Source organism: Phyllobacterium sp. 01N428, from assembly GCF_056399405.1.
Genome location: NZ_JBFTRH010000005.1, coordinates 40,703 through 57,369, shown reverse-complemented (window position 1 = coordinate 57,369; position 16,667 = coordinate 40,703). Strand labels below are relative to the sequence as shown.

General features: G+C 60.4%; 14 protein-coding genes. 9 read left to right on the top strand and 5 right to left on the bottom strand.

The features are described from left to right. Positions 1–2: 2 nt before the first annotated feature. A complete protein-coding gene (gene ltnD / locus AC1DNI_RS13800) occupies positions 3–932 on the bottom strand; it encodes an L-threonate dehydrogenase (protein WP_477692249.1) in 930 nt (309 codons plus the stop codon). Between the two features lie 154 nt (positions 933–1,086). Between ltnD and AC1DNI_RS13795 the strand changes: the two genes are divergently transcribed. Further along, positions 1,087–2,085 (top strand): LacI family DNA-binding transcriptional regulator, encoded by a 999-nt coding sequence (locus AC1DNI_RS13795; protein WP_477692248.1) that lies wholly within the window; start codon positions 1,087–1,089, stop codon positions 2,083–2,085. Further along, positions 2,085–2,768, top strand: a complete 684-nt coding sequence (gene otnC, locus AC1DNI_RS13790) for a 3-oxo-tetronate 4-phosphate decarboxylase (protein WP_477692247.1) — start codon at positions 2,085–2,087, stop codon at positions 2,766–2,768. Before AC1DNI_RS13795 ends, otnC begins: the two co-directional genes overlap by 1 nt. A 474-nt stretch (positions 2,769–3,242) precedes the next feature. Here the strand turns inward: otnC and AC1DNI_RS13785 are convergent, their stop codons facing one another. From AC1DNI_RS13785 to AC1DNI_RS13775, 3 genes are read right to left on the bottom strand one after another with little or no spacing between them, the layout of a single operon-like run. Next, positions 3,243–4,736 (bottom strand): amidohydrolase family protein, encoded by a 1,494-nt coding sequence (locus AC1DNI_RS13785; RefSeq protein WP_477692246.1) that lies wholly within the window; start codon positions 4,734–4,736, stop codon positions 3,243–3,245. Further along, entirely contained in the window at positions 4,726–5,922 is a 1,197-nt protein-coding gene (locus AC1DNI_RS13780) for an amidohydrolase family protein (RefSeq protein ID WP_477692245.1), read from the bottom strand. Before AC1DNI_RS13780 ends, AC1DNI_RS13785 begins: the two co-directional genes overlap by 11 nt. Before the next feature lie 33 nt (positions 5,923–5,955). Next, positions 5,956–7,320, bottom strand: coding sequence for an amidohydrolase family protein (locus tag AC1DNI_RS13775; protein ID WP_477692244.1), 1,365 nt, complete (start codon positions 7,318–7,320; stop codon positions 5,956–5,958). 136 nt (positions 7,321–7,456) lie between these two features. Between AC1DNI_RS13775 and AC1DNI_RS13770 the strand changes: the two genes are divergently transcribed. From AC1DNI_RS13770 to AC1DNI_RS13745, 6 genes are all read left to right on the top strand, one after another. Beyond that, positions 7,457–9,028, top strand: a complete 1,572-nt coding sequence (locus tag AC1DNI_RS13770) for an ABC transporter substrate-binding protein (protein WP_370462223.1) — start codon at positions 7,457–7,459, stop codon at positions 9,026–9,028. A 133-nt stretch (positions 9,029–9,161) separates the two neighbouring features. Continuing rightward, complete coding sequence (locus AC1DNI_RS13765; RefSeq protein ID WP_027232039.1) at positions 9,162–10,127, top strand: ABC transporter permease; 966 nt, start codon at positions 9,162–9,164, stop codon at positions 10,125–10,127. Continuing rightward, complete coding sequence (locus tag AC1DNI_RS13760) at positions 10,127–11,026, top strand: ABC transporter permease (protein WP_027232038.1); 900 nt, start codon at positions 10,127–10,129, stop codon at positions 11,024–11,026. The genes AC1DNI_RS13765 and AC1DNI_RS13760 overlap by 1 nt, the downstream gene beginning before the upstream one ends. Before the next feature lie 11 nt (positions 11,027–11,037). Next, entirely contained in the window at positions 11,038–12,741 is a 1,704-nt protein-coding gene (locus tag AC1DNI_RS13755; RefSeq protein ID WP_477692243.1) for a dipeptide ABC transporter ATP-binding protein, read from the top strand. Positions 12,742–12,751: 10 nt separating this feature from the next. Next, entirely contained in the window at positions 12,752–14,194 is a 1,443-nt protein-coding gene (locus tag AC1DNI_RS13750; protein ID WP_477692242.1) for an amidohydrolase family protein, read from the top strand. Between the two features lie 43 nt (positions 14,195–14,237). Then, positions 14,238–14,900 carry a flavin reductase family protein gene (locus tag AC1DNI_RS13745; RefSeq protein ID WP_027232035.1) on the top strand — a complete coding sequence of 221 codons (663 nt, stop codon included), beginning with the start codon at positions 14,238–14,240 and terminating at the stop codon, positions 14,898–14,900. Positions 14,901–14,934: 34 nt separating this feature from the next. Here the strand turns inward: AC1DNI_RS13745 and AC1DNI_RS13740 are convergent, their stop codons facing one another. Then, entirely contained in the window at positions 14,935–15,645 is a 711-nt protein-coding gene (locus AC1DNI_RS13740; RefSeq protein WP_081815898.1) for a GntR family transcriptional regulator, read from the bottom strand. A 255-nt stretch (positions 15,646–15,900) separates the two neighbouring features. On the opposite strand from AC1DNI_RS13740, the gene AC1DNI_RS13735 reads away from it, so the two are divergent. After that, positions 15,901–16,614 carry an aspartate/glutamate racemase family protein gene (locus AC1DNI_RS13735; RefSeq protein WP_477692241.1) on the top strand — a complete coding sequence of 238 codons (714 nt, stop codon included), beginning with the start codon at positions 15,901–15,903 and terminating at the stop codon, positions 16,612–16,614. Positions 16,615–16,667 lie beyond the last annotated feature (53 nt).

The window sequence follows — 16,667 nt, the reverse complement described above, 5'->3', positions numbered from 1 at the left end:
AATTACTTTGCCGCTGCCGGCAGGGTGGCGCCCGACAGCTGTGCGTAAAGGCGGGCAAGGGACGAGTCGTCGTCATGGCCCATGCCGGCACCTGAGGCGGCGAGATACATTTGCAACGCCGCCGCCGCCAACGGTACCGGATAGCGCTCCGCACGAGCCATGTCCTGAATGATACCAAGATCCTTCACGAAAATCTCGATGGCGCTGAGCGGGGTATAATCGCCGGCAAGCACATGCGGGACGCGATTTTCGAACATCCATGAGTTGCCGGCAGATGCCGTGATGACCTCATAGACCTTGCCAAGGTCAAGTCCCTGCTTGGCAGCGAATGTGATGGCCTCACATGCGGCGGCAATATGAATCCCTGCGAGTAACTGGTTGATCATCTTGAATGCTGCGCCGGTCCCTGCTTCCTCGCCAAGCTCGTAGACCTTTGCGGCCATGGCATCGAGGGCAGGGCGCGCCGCTGAGAAAGCCTTATTCGAGCCAGAGGCCATGATGGTCAGCTCGCCCGACGCGGCCTTGCTTGCTCCGCCCGAGATCGGGGCGTCGAGGTAGTGAAGGCCAAGCGCTCCGACCCGCTTTGCCAGACCGCGGGCAACGGCCGGATCCATTGTCGCCGACGAGACGAAAACTGCCCCTGGCCGCATTACCTGGCCAACGCCTTCCGGCCCGAACAGAACCGACTCGGTTTGCACCGCATTCACCACGACTGAAACGACGATGTCGGCATCCTTTACCGCCTCCGCTAGGGTGGGCGCGCCAAACCCGCCTTCGGCAACAAAACGTTCAACGGCCGCGGATTCAACGTCGTATCCGGTAACGTCGAGGCCGGCGCGTTTCAGCGATCGCGCCATGCCAAAGCCCATCGAACCGAGGCCGATCACCGCAATCTTCGATGCTGCGTTTGCATTGTCCGGCAGTGATACCATTGCGGTGCCTCCCTGGGCTCACGTCATACATGCACGGTATTGCATTTTGGCAGCGCTGCCAATCGAAATTGGTAGCGCTGCCAAAATAACTTGATTAGTGCTGGAAAGACGGGAGAATGCATCAGTGCGGCGCGCGGCAATGGAACAGGGAAGCATGGAATTCAACCAGCAGGAAGGTGTAACCCTCGCCGAAGTCGCCAAGGCGGCCGGCGTCGGCGAGAGCACAGTGTCACGTGTCCTGCGTAATCACGGCTCCTTTACCACCAAGACAAGAGACCGTGTCCTGGCGGCGGTTCAGCACCTCGGTTATGTGCCAAACAGGATCGCCGGCACGCTGGCGTCGGCAGGCTCGCGGCTCGTGGCGTTCGTTATCCCATCGCTTTCGAACATCGTCTTCACGGATGTGCTGCGCGGCGCGAGTGCTACGCTCGAAGACCATGGCTATCAGGCAGTTTTCGCGGTGACGGACTATGATCCTGAGAAGGAGGAAGCATTGGTCGCCTCGATGCTTGCCTGGCGGCCGACAGCGGTGATGCTGGCGGGCTACGAGCATGCGGACGGCACTGTCAAGATGCTGCGCGCCGCGAAATGCCGCGTCGTCGAGGTGCTGGATATAGACGGTGTCGCGCTTGATCTCGCCGTGGGTTTCTCCAATCACGCGGCCGGGCAGGAAAGCGCCAATTTCATGCTGCAGCGTGGCTATCGGCGCATCGGTTACGTCGGGCATGACCTCAACCGCGACACAAGGGCCGGCAAGCGCTTTGCGAGCTTTTGTGAAACGCTGGGCGCAGCTGGTGCTCCACTCGCCGACCGGCAGATTCATGCCGGGCCATCGTCGGTGGAAAATGGAAGGGCGGGGCTGGAACAACTGCTTGCACGAAGTCCCGACGTCGATGCCGTTTACTTTTCCAACGACGACATGGCACTCGGTGGCTACTTCCATTGTCTTTCGCACGGGATAATGGTGCCGGACGACCTTGCGATCCTCGGCTATAATGGGCTCGATATTGGCCGCGCCACTCCGCAACGGCTTTCGACCCTGCTCACCCCGCGCGTCACAATCGGCCAGGTGGCGGCGCAACTGGTGGTTGACGACGCGCCGTCGCAGGTCATCGACCTCGGCTTTGAATTGATTGAAGGGGAAACAGCCTGATGTCCAATGCGCGCTTGCGGGAAGATATATGCCGATATGGCAGGTCGCTGTTCGAACGGGGGTTAACGCCGGGTTCCTCGGGGAACATTTCAGTGCGGCTCGATGATGGCGGCTGGCTGGTCACGCCGACCAATGCCTCGCTCGGGTTTCTCGATCCCGCGAGGCTGTCGCATCTCGACGCTGGCGGTCGACACGTTTCGGGCGACAAACCAACCAAGGAGATCCCGCTGCACAGCGCGCTCTACGAAACGCGTGGGGCCGCGCGTGCCATCGTCCACCTTCATTCAACGAACGCTGTCGCACTGTCGATGCTTCCAGAGATCGACCCGCGCGCAGCATTGCCGCCGATGACGCCCTATTGTCTCATGCGCGCCGGTCAGATCGCGCTGCTACCCTATTATCGGCCGGGCGATCCGGCCGTTGCCGATGCAATTCGCGGTCTTGCCGGCAAATATGCGTCGGTGCTTCTGTCTAATCATGGCCCCGTCGTCGCCAGCGACACTCTCGAGGCCGCGGTTTTCGCCACCGAGGAGCTTGAGGAGGGCGCCAAGCTTTACCTCATGCTGAGGAACCTAAATCCGCGCTACCTGACCCCGGTGCAAGTTAAAGACCTCGTGCGGGAGTTCAATCTGGACTTGCCGATTGTCGACGACCACGGACACCCGCACGATCCTGACGATTGATTTCCAGGCACGCCGCCTGGCGGTGCGGTTTGCCGCCGCCCCTAGGGATTCTCGCCCGGGAGCAAGAAGCGCCCACGCACGGACTTTCCTTCAACACTCACGGTAGCTGTTTCTCCGGGCGCGGTGCCCGCGCTCCTGGCAGCCGTACATACCTCTACGGTGATCCGATGAAAGCCGTCCCGGCCTGAAGAGATTTTGGGAAGCAGGCCACCGAGTGTGGATGACTCCGCCGCCCAACCGCACTCGTCGAATATGGAGTTGCGCAGCGAGGTGCTGGCGAGATTGGTATCCATTCCGGGTGTTGTGCACGAAGATGCGAAGACAAGCGCGGCGGTCATCACAACGTAGCAGGCAAATCTCATTTCGGCACTCCCGGAATCGAGTTGATGTTTTGCTAACTATCATCTTTATCCGGGAGTTGCGACCTCTGGTGGTAGCCTTGAATGGCCAATCCCCAGCGGAAAAATCTGGTTGTTACTCTTTCGCAACTCCGGTTGAACGAATGGTTGGATAAGAGGGCGGAAAGATCGCCTCGACCGGTGGATGTCTCCAGGTACGTTCCGGATAGCGCGCAACCAGACGTTCAAACTGGCGTTGGGCTCGTCCATGCGACGCTTCGAAGTCGAAGCCCGGTATGATGCCATTTTGCATGACCGTCCGCCCATCGATGATGACAGTGTCGACATCGCGGCCGCTTGCCGAAGTCATGAGTCCGGCGATCGGATCCGTTATTTGACCGAGATGATCCGCCCCAAGGTTGAAGACGACAATGTCGGCTTTAGCCCCCTTGCACAAACGTCCGAGGTCGCTTCGGCCGAGCGCATCGGCGCCTCCGGTTGTCGCCGCATCGTAAAGATCGGTGGATGCGGGGCGCGCCGTATCGCCGGACATCACGCGTCCGAGCATGAGTCCGACCTGCATGTTGAGTACCATGTCGGGCGGCCAGGTATCTGTGCCCATGCCAATACGCAATCCGGCGCGGCGCAGGTCGGAAAAATTGTCGAGCGCCACCCCATGACGAGCCATCACGATCGGACAATGAACAAGCGTCGCGCCGGACGCTGCGATGAGGTCAAGGTCCGCGCGCTCGGCGTTCGTCCCATGCGGCAAGAGTACCTTCTCACCAAGGAATCCGATGCTTTGCAGCCAACGCGCCGAGGTTGTGCCGAAGCGCTCGCGCATGGTGTTGACCTCGAATTCCGACTGGCAGCAGTGCAGGCGCAGGGGCACGTGGAGGTCGCGTGCAGCGACCGCCGCCCTCCGCAACAAGCCCTCCGTCCAGAACTCGATCCGGTCCGGTGCCAGCATCGTGCGAACGAGGCCGCCATGGCGCCCCTCATGTTCCTGGCAGAATGCAATAGCCTGCTGAAGACCATCGGCCCCCCGCGTTTCATCGATCTCGACGACGATGCTGCCGTCCTCCTCGACAACCGAATGACCGGCCCGGAAAGCGGGTCCGAGATAGACGCGCAATCCCAGTTCTCCGGCGCTGTTGGCCGCAGATGCAAATTCGTCGGTCGTCTCGTTCCAGGCGCGATAGAACAGCGAAGCGATGGGCAATGCGGTGGTGATGCCATTGCGGATGAGTTGCGCAAAAGCATAGCGTTTCTGGAATGCCAATTCGTCCGGATCGAGCATCTCCACCGGCCCGGCGTTAACGTAGTCGCGCGGCCAAACCCGGCCCTTCTTCCAACCCGGCTGGTGGTCGAGGCCGAGGACGCCGGTGTCGAGGTCGGAAAGCGCGTCGAGGTCGATGAAGCCAGGTCCGATGAGCGCCACGCCATGATCGATGCGCCGGCCTACCGGCCCAGTATAGTGCTGGCCCACGAAGGTGATCTCATTCCCGTCATAGACCACCTCACCGTTTTCATAGAGGACGTGCCGCCCGTCGGCGTGACCGACGATCCAGCGCGCCGTCAAGAGCACCGGACCTTCTGAGCCCTGGTTCTTTTCCGGTTCAATCGACATGCGGCAGGTCCTCGCTCAATTGACCGTTGCGCACGAGGACACGACCACCGCGAATGACAGTGCGCTCATGTGGGGTGAGGGCAACAGCCTCAGCCAGCGTTTGAGCCCCCACGAGAACGAGATCGCCGTGACAACCGGGTGCGAGGCCGTAGTCATGCAGTCCGATGCCGGTCGCGCCAACAAAGGTGCAGACGTCCACAGCTGCCTCGAGATCAGCGTCTGCGGTCATGCCGTTACGCTGGGCAAGGAACTTGGCCCGTTCCAGCATGTCGCCGCTGCCCCAGGGTTCCCACGTCCCCTGAATGCCGTCAGATCCCGAGGCGACAATCACGCCCGATTGGCGCAGCAGCTTCAGTGGCAGTGCAGGCGCAGAGGGGCTGCCGACGGTCATGACGGCAATCTTTTCCGCAGCGAGCGCATCGATCAGCGTTCCCTGCCGCTTCGCATCGAGCGTGCCGAGACAGTAGGCGTGACTGGCCATCACCCGGCCTTGCAGGCCAAGCGCGCGCGTCCGCTCAATGATGAGTTCGAGGCAGAATGCGCCAAGCTCACCCGGCTCATGCAAGTGGATGTCGATCGGTTTGCTGTGACGATCGGCAAGCGCAAAAATTGCATCGAGATGGCGCACCGGATCGCGGTCGATCGATGCCGGATCGATGCCGCCGACGATATCGGCACAGGCCTTGAGCGCCTCTTCCATCAGCGCCAATGTGCCGGGGCGGACCAGCATGCCGCTTTGCGGAAACGCCACGATCTGCACATCGACAAGACCTGCAAAGGCCGCGCGCGTTGCTACGAGGCCCTGGACGTTGGCGATGCCGATCTCCGTGTCCACATCGACATGGGTGCGAATATGGGTAACACCGAAGGACAGTGTCTGCATGATCTGGCGGGCGGATTGCCGTTGTGCGTCAATGCCCAGCTCACGCTTGGCCTTGCGGTCGGCAAGGATACGGTCGTTGCGTGTCGGGCCTACCTCGTTACGATACCAGTCCATGCCGATCAGCGTCTTGTCGAGATGCGTGTGGGCTTCAACCAGTCCTGGAAGGGCGATTTGTCCGCCGGCGTCGATTGCATCCGTGCCTTTGGGTGCGGCAGCCTCGACAAAGCGACCGTCGCGGATGAAAAGGTCGGTTGGCGCACCGCCGAGCGGGCGCACGTTGCGAATGATAAGGTCAGTGGTCATCAGTAACTCCAGCTAAATCGAAGGCGGTCGCGGTCAGAGCGCAGGCAGACGCGCAATCATCCGATGAAACGCGGTTTCGGCTCGCTCCAGAATGGCATTCTCATCTTGATCGACCAGTTTGCGTCCACGCATAAGGACGCGTCCACCGACAATCGTCGTATCGACGTCAGCGCCATTGGCGAAGCGGGCAAGCCGCTGCACCGGGTTGACCGGCGGCCACAAATGCGGCTGGCGCATATTCACGAGAATGATATCGGCGCGCTTTCCCACCTCTATCGAACCAATTTCGTTTTCCATCGAGAGTGCGCGCGCGCCTTCGATCGTTGCCATTGCAAGAAGTTGCTTGGGCGGCAGCACCGCATCATCACGCAAGTGACGCGCATGGTAACGATGCGCCTGGAACATGTTGCGGAACATATCGAATGGGCGGTCGGGCGCGGCGGCATCGGTGCCTAGCGAAACGGTGACGCCGTGTTCCATCAATTCCGGTGCGGGACAGCGTCCCGATACCGACATGAGCGCGCTTGGATTGTGTGCGACTTTCGCCCCGGTTTGCTTCAAGACCGCGATGTCCGCCTCGGTCAGCTCGATGCAGTGCGCGAGCAGTGAATATCCGTCGAAGAGATCGAGGCGCGTTGCGTTGGCTGCGATTGAGCCCTCGCGGTGCCCGTCCTGAACCAGCAAAACGCCTTTTTCACGCGCCATGTCGCGCGCATCCGCCGAAATCTTGTATACGGATTCGCCTTCAAGTTCGCTCGCAGTGAACACCGGCAGGGAAATCGCAAGGCGAAGCAAATCGTTGCGTCCGGCCCATGCGTCGATGAGGCGGCCGCAGACTGCCAATTGCTCCGACGGGGAGACCGCAATTTCCCTGCCAGTGCCACCCGCGTAATCGGTATACCGGTGTCGGGACGTTGGCCGGTTCGGGCCAACAGCCAAGATCTCGCGCACGCCCATGTCGGCAACCGCCGCCAGATGGGCCTCCGCAGCCCCAGGGGCTTCCGTGCGCATGATATCCGGACCACCGCCAAAGAGCAGCGCTGCGGTCGTCGTGCCGCATTTAATGCGCTCCAGTGCGGAAAGGCATGCTTCTGCGGCCCAGAATTCCGTATCCACGGCGCTCGCATAGATACGGCCCGTGACGTTCATCCACTGTTCCGAATCGTCGCCAAGGCCCTTGGTCAAGGTGTGTCCGGCATGCGCGTGCGTGTCGATCAGGCCGGGCATCACGACCATTCCGCGCGCGTCGATGCGTTCGGCGTCGACATCCACAACCTGTCCATTGCAAACTGATGTAATAATACCGTTCTCGATCAGAACGCTGCCGCCTTCGATGATGCGGCTACCGCCATCCATGGTGACGATGACGCCGTTCTCGATGAGCAATGCATTGGCCATTCTATTCGGCTCCCCAATGTTGAAGTGCATGTCGGTGACATCAAATCAGCGAAAAGTGAAATTGTCACCTTGAAATTGTGTACAATCTGTGTACCATAATAGCGGGAACGTGTGTATACAAAATGGGAGATACCCCGTGAAGAAATATCTCAAGACATTATTGGCCGGTCTCGCGCTTGTCGTGCCGATGACCATGCCTTCCGTGGCTCAGACACTGCGGTGGTCGTCCGCCGGCGATGTCATTTCCTACGATCCGAACGCTCAGGTCGACAGCTTTACCCAAAGCGTCCACCACATGGTTTTCGATCCGTTGGTGCGCCGTAACAAGGATCTGCAACTGGAGCCTGCCCTGGCGACATCCTGGGAAGTCGTTGCTCCTGATCGCTGGCGCTTCAAATTGCGCCAGGGTGTGAAATTTCATGAAGGCCAGCCCTTCAACGCGGATGACGTCGTCGCGACGATCCAGCGCCAGATCGATCCAGGCGCGCGCAACCGCGAAAATCTCTCGGCCGTCATCGGTGTCGAGAAGGTCGATGACTATACGGTCGATCTCATCCTGAGCGGCCCCTATCCGCTGCTCCTCAACGATTTGGCCGCGATCTACATGATGAGTAAGCCATGGATGGAAGAGCATAACGCTCTGAAGCCCGGCAACACATCCACCGGCGTCACGACATATGCAAACAACCATGCCAATGGCACCGGTCCCTTTAAGCTCGTCACCTACGAGCCGGATTCGAAGTCCGTATTTGCGGTCAATGAAGAGTGGTGGGACAAGCCGCAACACAATCTGAAGAGCGTCGAATTCCGCCCCATCGCGTCCGACGCGACCCGCGTTGCCGCGCTGCTTTCCGGCGAACTCGACATGATCGCCCCGGTACCGCTGCAGGACATCGACCGCGTCGCCAACACGCAAGGCTTCAAGGTGGTGGAGAATCCGTCCCTTCGCGTCATTTTCCTCGGTTTCAACTGGAAGAAGGAATTGCACGCCGAACCCGGCAAGCCCAATCCGCTCCTCGACGTCAAGGTTCGCCAGGCGCTGTGGCACGCAGTCGATCTGGCAACGATCCAGAAGCGGCTCATGCGCGGCAAGTCCCGCACGACCGGCATGATGGTGGCGCCGCCCGTCACCGGATATGACGAAGGCATCGATGCCCCGCTTGCCTACGATATCGACAAGGCCAAGTCGCTTCTTGCCGAAGCCGGATATCCCGATGGCTTCAAGGTTGGCCTGAACTGCTCCAACGACCGTTATATCGCCGACGAGCAGATCTGCCTTGCGATCGCGTCGATGTGGGCGAAGATCGGCGTTCAGGCCGATGTGGGTGTCGAGAGCAAGACCACCTATTTCCCGCGCATGGATAAGGGCGAATTCGACATGTACATGCTCGGCTGGGCGTCGCTTCCGCCGATGGATGGTTACAGCGTCCTGCAGGCCCTGCTTGCCACCACCGACGGCAAGTTCGGTGGCAGCAATTCCAACGGCCTGTCGAACCCGAAAATCGATGAACTGGCTCGCAAGGCATCGACCGAACTCGACCAGGACAAGCGCGTCGCGATGTTGAAGGAAGCCTTCACCATCACCCACGACGAGGTGCTCTATCTGCCGCTGCATCAGCAGCCGGTCGCCTGGGCGATGAGCGACAAGGTCGACATGCCGCAATTCCCGGACGAATATGTTCGCCCGTGGTTCGCACACATGAACTAAACTGGTGGCACGTGCCGCACATGCGGCACGTGCCTCGCCAATTAGAACCGCTGCGCTGGTCCCTTTAGGGCTTAGAGGCGCATCCGCGAAGGGCCGGTGAAGCTGCTTCGCGCTCCATGGAAGGCATGGTCCGATGATCAAAATTGTTTCGATGCGGCTCTTTCAGGCGATCCTCGTTATGATCGCCGTCACAGCCGTCGCCTTCATCATGTTCCGCTTCGTCGGCGATCCTGTCGCCATGATGGTGCGGGAAGGGGCAAGCCAGGCCGAAAAGGATGCGCTGCGCGCAGCGCTCGGCCTCGACAAACCGATGCTCATTCAGTTCGTCGAGTTTTTCGGCCGTGTCCTGCACGGCGATCTCGGCACCAGCTTCCGCTACCAGCAGCCCGTCGCCGAATTGTTGATGAACAGGCTGCCGGCGACGCTGGAGCTCGTGCTGGTCGCGACGGTGATGTCGCTGGCGCTCGGCATTCCGCTCGGCGTCGTCTGCGCATTGAAGCCTACGGGATTTCTGTCGCGCATCATCCAGTCGGCAACGCTCGTCGGCATTTCGATGCCGACTTTCGTAACGGGCTTGCTTCTCATACTGATCTTCGCCGTGAACCTGCGCTGGCTGCCTTCGTCGGGACGCGGCGAACTGGTCAATCTCGGTGGCTGGCAGACCGGCTTCCTCACCGTTTCGGGTCTGAAATCGCTGATCCTGCCCTCCATCACGCTTGCGCTGTTCCAGCTGACGCTGATTATGCGCCTCGTCCGCTCGGAAATGATCGACGTCCTTTCGTCCGACTATATCCGCTTCGCCTTTGCCCGCGGCTTGCCGCGCTCGCATATTTACGGGCGGCTCGCTCTGCGCAACGCATTGATGCCCGTCGTGACCGTTACAGGTCTCCAGATTGGGCAATTGATCGCCTTCGCCATCGTCACCGAGACAGTGTTCCAGTGGCCGGGCATGGGCCTACTCTTCACCAATGCGGTCGGCTATCCGGACGTGCCAGTTCTCGCCGCCTACCTCCTCTTCGTCGGCTTCCTGTTCGTCATGATCAATATGGTCGTCGACATTCTCTACACATTCATCGATCCGCGATTGAGGACGAAGTGATGACAACGCGCGCTTTTCTCCAGCACCGACTGCCGCCGATCTCGGTCATCATTGCCGGCCTTGTGCTCGCCACGATGATTGTACTCGTGATTTTCGCTCCGCTGATCGCGCCGATGGATCCGCGCGACGTCTCATCCTATTCGCTCATCGATATGGAAATTCCGCCCTCCTTCATGGACGGCGGCGATCCGCGCTTTCTGCTCGGCACGGACAATCAGGGCCGCGATCTTGTATCGGTTATACTGTTCGGCCTGCGTATTTCTATCATCATCGGCATCGGGGCGGTGCTGCTCGCCGCGATTATCGGGGTCACCCTTGGATTGATCGCGGGCTATTTCGGCGGGATCATCGATACGATCCTGATGCGTGTCGGCGACGTACTCGTCAGTTTTCCGACGATCCTCGTCGCACTGCTGATCAGCGGTGTCGCCCGCGCGCAGTTGAGTGGCGCGACGGTGTCCGAGTGGGCCCCGGTCATCCTTATCTGCGCCATCGCCCTCAATGAGTGGGTCCAGTATGCCCGTACGGTACGTGCCTCGACCATGGTGGAGAACGCGCGCGATTATGTGCGTGCCGCCAAGGTGATCGGACTTCCGTCGCGCCGCATCATGCTGCGTCACATCCTCCCGAATGTGATGAGTTCGGTGATGGTGATTGCGACGATCAACCTGGCTGGCGCCATCCTCACCGAGGCGACGCTGTCGTTCCTCGGCGCTGGCATGCCCGCCACCTATCCCTCGCTCGGCACGCTGATCCGCATCGGCAACCAGTTCCTGTTCTCGGGCCTCTGGTGGATTGCGGTCATGCCCGCTGCCGTCCTCGTTGTGCTTGTACTCGCGGTCAATGTGATTGGCGATTACCTGCGCGACCGCTTCAACCCCAAACTGATGGCGCACTGATGGACACGCAAATGCCACCTGTACTCGACATCAAGAACCTCAGGGTCGAGTATCCGCTCACCAATGGCGGCACACTCGTCGCCGTCAACGATATCGATCTGACCATCCGCCCCGGCGAAATCCATGCGCTTGTCGGCGAGTCCGGCGCCGGAAAGACCACGGTCGGCAATGCGCTGATGGGTCTTCTGCAGGCGCCAGGCCGCATTGCGGGCGGGTCGATTTCCATCGCCGGCAAGCAGATCAACACGCGCACCGGTCGCACCGAAGGCATCGTTCCCGGCCGGGACGTGGGCGCGATCTTCCAGGATCCCATGACCAGCCTCAACCCGCTGTTCACGGTGGAAAGCCAGCTCTGCGAGGGGATGCTTGCCCATTTGAAGATCAGCCGCAAGGAAGCCCGCGCACGTGCGCTCGATCTTCTCAAGGCAGTCGGCATTCCCGAATCGGAACGCCGCCTAGGAAGCTACCCGCATCAGCTCTCCGGCGGTCAGCGTCAGCGCGTCGTCATCGCCACGGCGCTCGCCTGCGATCCGCGATTGATCGTCGCCGACGAGCCGACCACGGCGCTCGACGTTTCAGTGCAAGCGCAAATTCTCAAGCTTATCCGTGATCTTGCCGACGAGCGGCGCGTCGGCGTGCTCCTCGTCACACACAATATGGGCGTCGTCGCGGAAATTGCCGACCGGGTGACAATCATGCAAAACGGCAGCGTTGTCGAAAGCGGTTCGGCGCGCGGCGTTCTCACCTCGCCCAAGGCACCCTATGCACGCACGCTGATCGCTGCGGTGCCGCCAATCGAACACCGGCTGGAGCGACTGCCGGTCCCGAGCGAAGAGACGCCCGCAACACTCAAGGCGCGCGAGGCGGTGCGCGGCAAGACGAGGTCGGCCGTAGAGAGCAAGGGTGATGAGCCGGTGCTGGCGGTGCGCGAACTTTGCGTCGAATATGGCCAGCGTTCGTTTCTGCCAAGCCGCAGGACAGCGTTCAAGGCCGTAAAGAGCGTGTCGTTCGACGTCAAGCGCGGCGAGATTTTCGGCCTCGTCGGCGAATCCGGCTGCGGCAAGACGACGGTTGCGAATACCATCGCCGGGCTCGTTGCCCCGACTTCAGGTTCCGTGCATTTCCAGGGAGTTGCCCTGGAGGCCCGCAGGACAAAATCCGTCCGCCAGTCAATGCAGATGGTGTTCCAGGACCCTTATTCAGCCCTCAACCCGCGCATGCGCATCAATGCCGCAATCGCTGAGCCCATTCTGTTCTACGAACTTGCTTCCAACGCTGCCGAGGCCCGTGAAGACGCAGCCATCCTGCTTGAGGCTGTCGGGCTGAGCGGCCAGTCGGGCGAGCGGTTCGCGCATGCATTCTCCGGCGGACAACGCCAACGCATCGCGATCGCCCGGGCCCTCGGGCCGCAGCCTTCAATGCTGATCTGCGACGAGCCGACCTCGGCACTCGATGTCTCGGTACAGGCGCAGCTTCTTAACCTGTTGAAGGATCTGCGCGATCTTGCCGGCCTTTCCATGCTGTTCATCAGCCATGACCTCGCTGTGATCCGGCAGATGTGCGACCGCGTCGCCGTCATGAAGGGCGGAGAAATCGTAGAACTCGCGGAAACCGAGACGCTGTTCTCATCCCCGCAGCACGAATATACGCGTGAGCTTTTGCGCCTAGCGCCCTCGCTCGACCGTATTCTCAAAGCCGAAAATACCGCCGCATAAGGACCAGGCAATGGCAGATATTCTCATAAAAAACGGAACCGTCATCGCCATCGATCCGGAGCGGCGCATCATTGCTGACGGCGCGGTGGCGATCGAGGGCGATCGTATCGTCGCCGTCGGTCCGACCGATATTGTAGCGCGCAATCATCCTGCCCGTGAAGTCATCGACGCGCGCGGCATGGTCATCATGCCGGGACTCGTCGACAGCCATGCCCATGCCGGCCACGGCCTTATCAAGACCCTCGGCGGCGGGCGCAGCGACCTTTGGTACCGCGCCTGCCAGGGCGCCTATACGGTCGGCTCGACCCCGGAATTCTGGCATGCCGAGGCCCAGCTTGCCGCGCTGGAGCGTCTGCGCTTCGGGGTGACGACCGGCGTTTCACTGCTCGGCGGCGGTGATTCCGTCATGCGGACGGACGAAGCAGTCTATGGCGACGCACATATGGAAGGCGTCCTTGGCATCGGTACACGCTCTGTAGTCGCTGTTGGCACGACCCGACCACCTCATCCCCTGACCTATGCGCGCTGGAAGGGTTCTGAACGGACCGATTACCCCGTCTCGTTCGAGCAGCAGTTTGCTACCTGCGAGGAGTTGACCGGGCGCTGGCACGATAGCCATGAAGGACGTCTTCACGTCGCCATGCTCACGCCGACCCTGCATCAGGAAAATCTGGACGCGCCGGGCGCCGATGATGCTGTTTCCCAATCGCGCGCCGTAAAGACTTTCGCCGACGAACACGGACTGGTCTTCATGCAGGACGGCCATACCAAGGGGAGCGTGCGGATTGCCGACGAAATCGGGATTCTTGGGCCGCGGACGCTGCTTTCGCACGCAACCGGACTTGAGGACGACGAGATCGCGATCTGCGCGCGCACCGATACGCGCATCGTTCACAATCCGAGTGCGATTGCCTCGATCCTCGCCCGCTGCCCGGTGCCCGAGTTCCTGCAGGCTGGTGTGCTCGTTGCAATGGGATCCGATGCAACGGCGCCTGACCGCTCGGCCGATATGTTTCGTCACATGCAGCAATGTATGCATTACCACCGGACGCATTTCCACGACCCGAGCTGGATGCCGCCGGGCAAGGTCCTCGAAATGTCCACGATCGACGGCGCGCGGGCACTTGGTCTCGACCACGAAATCGGATCACTCGAGCCCGGCAAGAAGGCCGATATCATCCTCATAGACCTGCGTCGCCCGCATCTTTATCCGGCAAACATGCCGGAGTTCCGCGTCACCTATTTCGCAAATGGCAATGACGTTCACACGGTCCTCGTCGGCGGCCGCGTGTTGTTGCGGGATCGCCATCCCGTCCATGTCGATCAGGATGCCGTTCTCGATGCGGCGCAGCGCGAAACCGAGCGCATGATCGAGCGCCTCGATCTGCACGATCTCGTTCGCACGCCGCCCATGTTCTGGGGCCACGCCCGCGACACCGATCTCATCGAATGAGCGGCGAGTCGTCCAACCCAATCAACCTTTTGAAAGACTTCCGATGAACAGCGTTTCCTTTGATTTCAATACCCTTACGCCGCGTGAACGGTACAAGATCCTGATCGGCACGGTTGTTCCCCGCCCGATCGCACTGGTATCCACTGTCGACCGCGAGGGACGCGCCAACGCAGCGCCATTCAGCTTCTTCAATTGCCTTTCCTCGGACCCCGCCATTGTCGCGCTTGGGGTTGAGTATTCGCCGAGCGGACACTCCAAGGATACGGTTCGCAATATAAGGGACACCGGCTGCTTCACGGTCAATGTTGTATCGGGATCGATCATGGACGAGATGAACATCTGCGCCGTGCCCTTTGACGCAAGCGTCGACGAGATCGCCGAGGCAGGCCTGACGATTGCGCCAGGTAAAGCTATCGCGGCTGGCCGTATCGCCGAAGCGCCCGCAGCTTTGGAATGTCGGTTGCATTCATTCCTCAATATCGGTGAAAGCCGTGAAATCGTGCTTGGGGAGGTCGTCTACGCGCATTTCCACGAGAATGCCATCGACGCCGATAAGCTCTACGTAGATGCCACGGTGCTCGATGCGGTCGGCCGCATGGGCGGTCATGGCTATGCGACGACGCGCGATTATTTCGAGCTGAAGACCATGTCGGTGGCCGATTACAAGGCAAAGACCGAGACGACAATCGAGGCGAAGGCCTCCTGATAGAATCGTGCCATTCCCTTTGCCGGGAATGGCATCATTTCACATAGTCGTCCAATATCGACCGGATATCGCGCTGGTGATTGCTTGACGTCAGCAAAGCGCGTTCGGTGACCGCCTCAAGGTGATGATCCATGACGGCAAAAGCCCTCTCGCTATCGCCCTTCTGCAAAGCGGCAACGATTTCAAGATGCTCGTTGACCGCGCAGTCCGAAGAGTGCGGCCGGCCATAGAGGGCGAGAATAAGCGAACAGCGCGACACGAGTTCGTTTACGTAGCGTGCCGTTACGGCATTGCCCGCCATCTCGGCGAGAAGAATGTGGAACTCGCCGGCGAGCCGGATCGAGTCCGGTGAATCCTGGGTGCGGGCGGTTTCCTCGCGCGCGACATGGTCCTTGAGGCGCTTGATCTCTGCCGGTGTGATGCGCTCGACGAGGCGGCGCACCACATCGCGTTCGAGGCTCCGCCGCGTTTCGAAGATATCGTAGGCTTCTTCGAGCGTCGGCTGAGCCACGGTCGCGCCGCGATTTGGCTTTAGGTCGATCAAACCCTCGCCGTGCAGACGCCCAAGCACGCTTCGCACGATAGTGCGGCTGACACCGAAGCGATCGCCGATGACGTCCTCCGGCAATTTGTCGCCGGGGCGCAGGGCACGCTCAATGATCGCCCGCCGCAAGGCTTCATACATTGTATTGCTGCTTGGGAGACGCTGGCGCTTTTTACCGGTGGTCAAGGTCTGTTCGTTCATGTGCAACCCATCTGTTGATCACCAACTTATATCGTATCAGACGGAATCCGTGAATTGGCAATAGTGTATGCTATTTAGATTTATTTTTGTATACTATTTTTCACGATCGGTATATAGTCTTCGTAAAGAGGCCCGGTGCATTCGACCATAAGCAGCGGGAATAGGGGGAGCACACGGTCATGTTCACGGCATCGCCAGGGACAAGCGTAATCTTCATTCGGTGGGCGACGAGCGCAGCTTCCTGCAGGGCTGGCCATGCTTGAGAGCCAGAGTTCGAAACTCCTGATTGTCAATGGTAATACCAACCTGGCACTGACCGAACGGTTGCGTGATCAGGCGCGTGCCATGCTGCCATCCGAATGCAATGTCACTGCGCTGACCGCACGGTTTGGCGCCGAATATATCAGCGATCGCGAAAGTGCGGCGGTCGCGGCTCATGCCATCATCGATACGGTCAAGGAACATTTGGCCGAGGCCAGCGACAATATATACGATGCCTGTCTGTTGGCCTGTTTTGGTGAACCCGGCATCGGAGCCGCCAAGGAAGTCTTTGATTTCCCTGTCGTCGGCATGGCGGAAGCCTCCATTGTATCTGCCTTGCAGCTCGGTGAACGCTTTGCGATCGTGACCATCGGCGAGCGCTGGCCGGGAATGTTGCGCGAACTGATGCGCCAGCAGCGGCTGGAAGATCGCTGCTGCGGCATGTACGCCATTCCGGGAAGGGCGCTTGATCTGGCCGCGCGGCCCGACGAGGCGCGCAGTGCGGTGCGAGTGCTCGTCGACAAGGCAGTCCGCGAGCAGGGCGCTGATGTCGTCATCATTGGCGGGGCTGCGCTCGCCGGAATTGCTCAAGGTCTGCAGCCGGAATGGGATATCCCGCTTGTCTGTTCATTCCATGCGGGGCTCGTTCAGGCCGAGGCCATGGCCGGCCTACGGCGACCCGCGCAATCGAGAACTCGGAGATTCTGAACACTGCTGATTTTGGCACCGGGGGAGACAATTCGCCCCCGCAAAATCAGTGC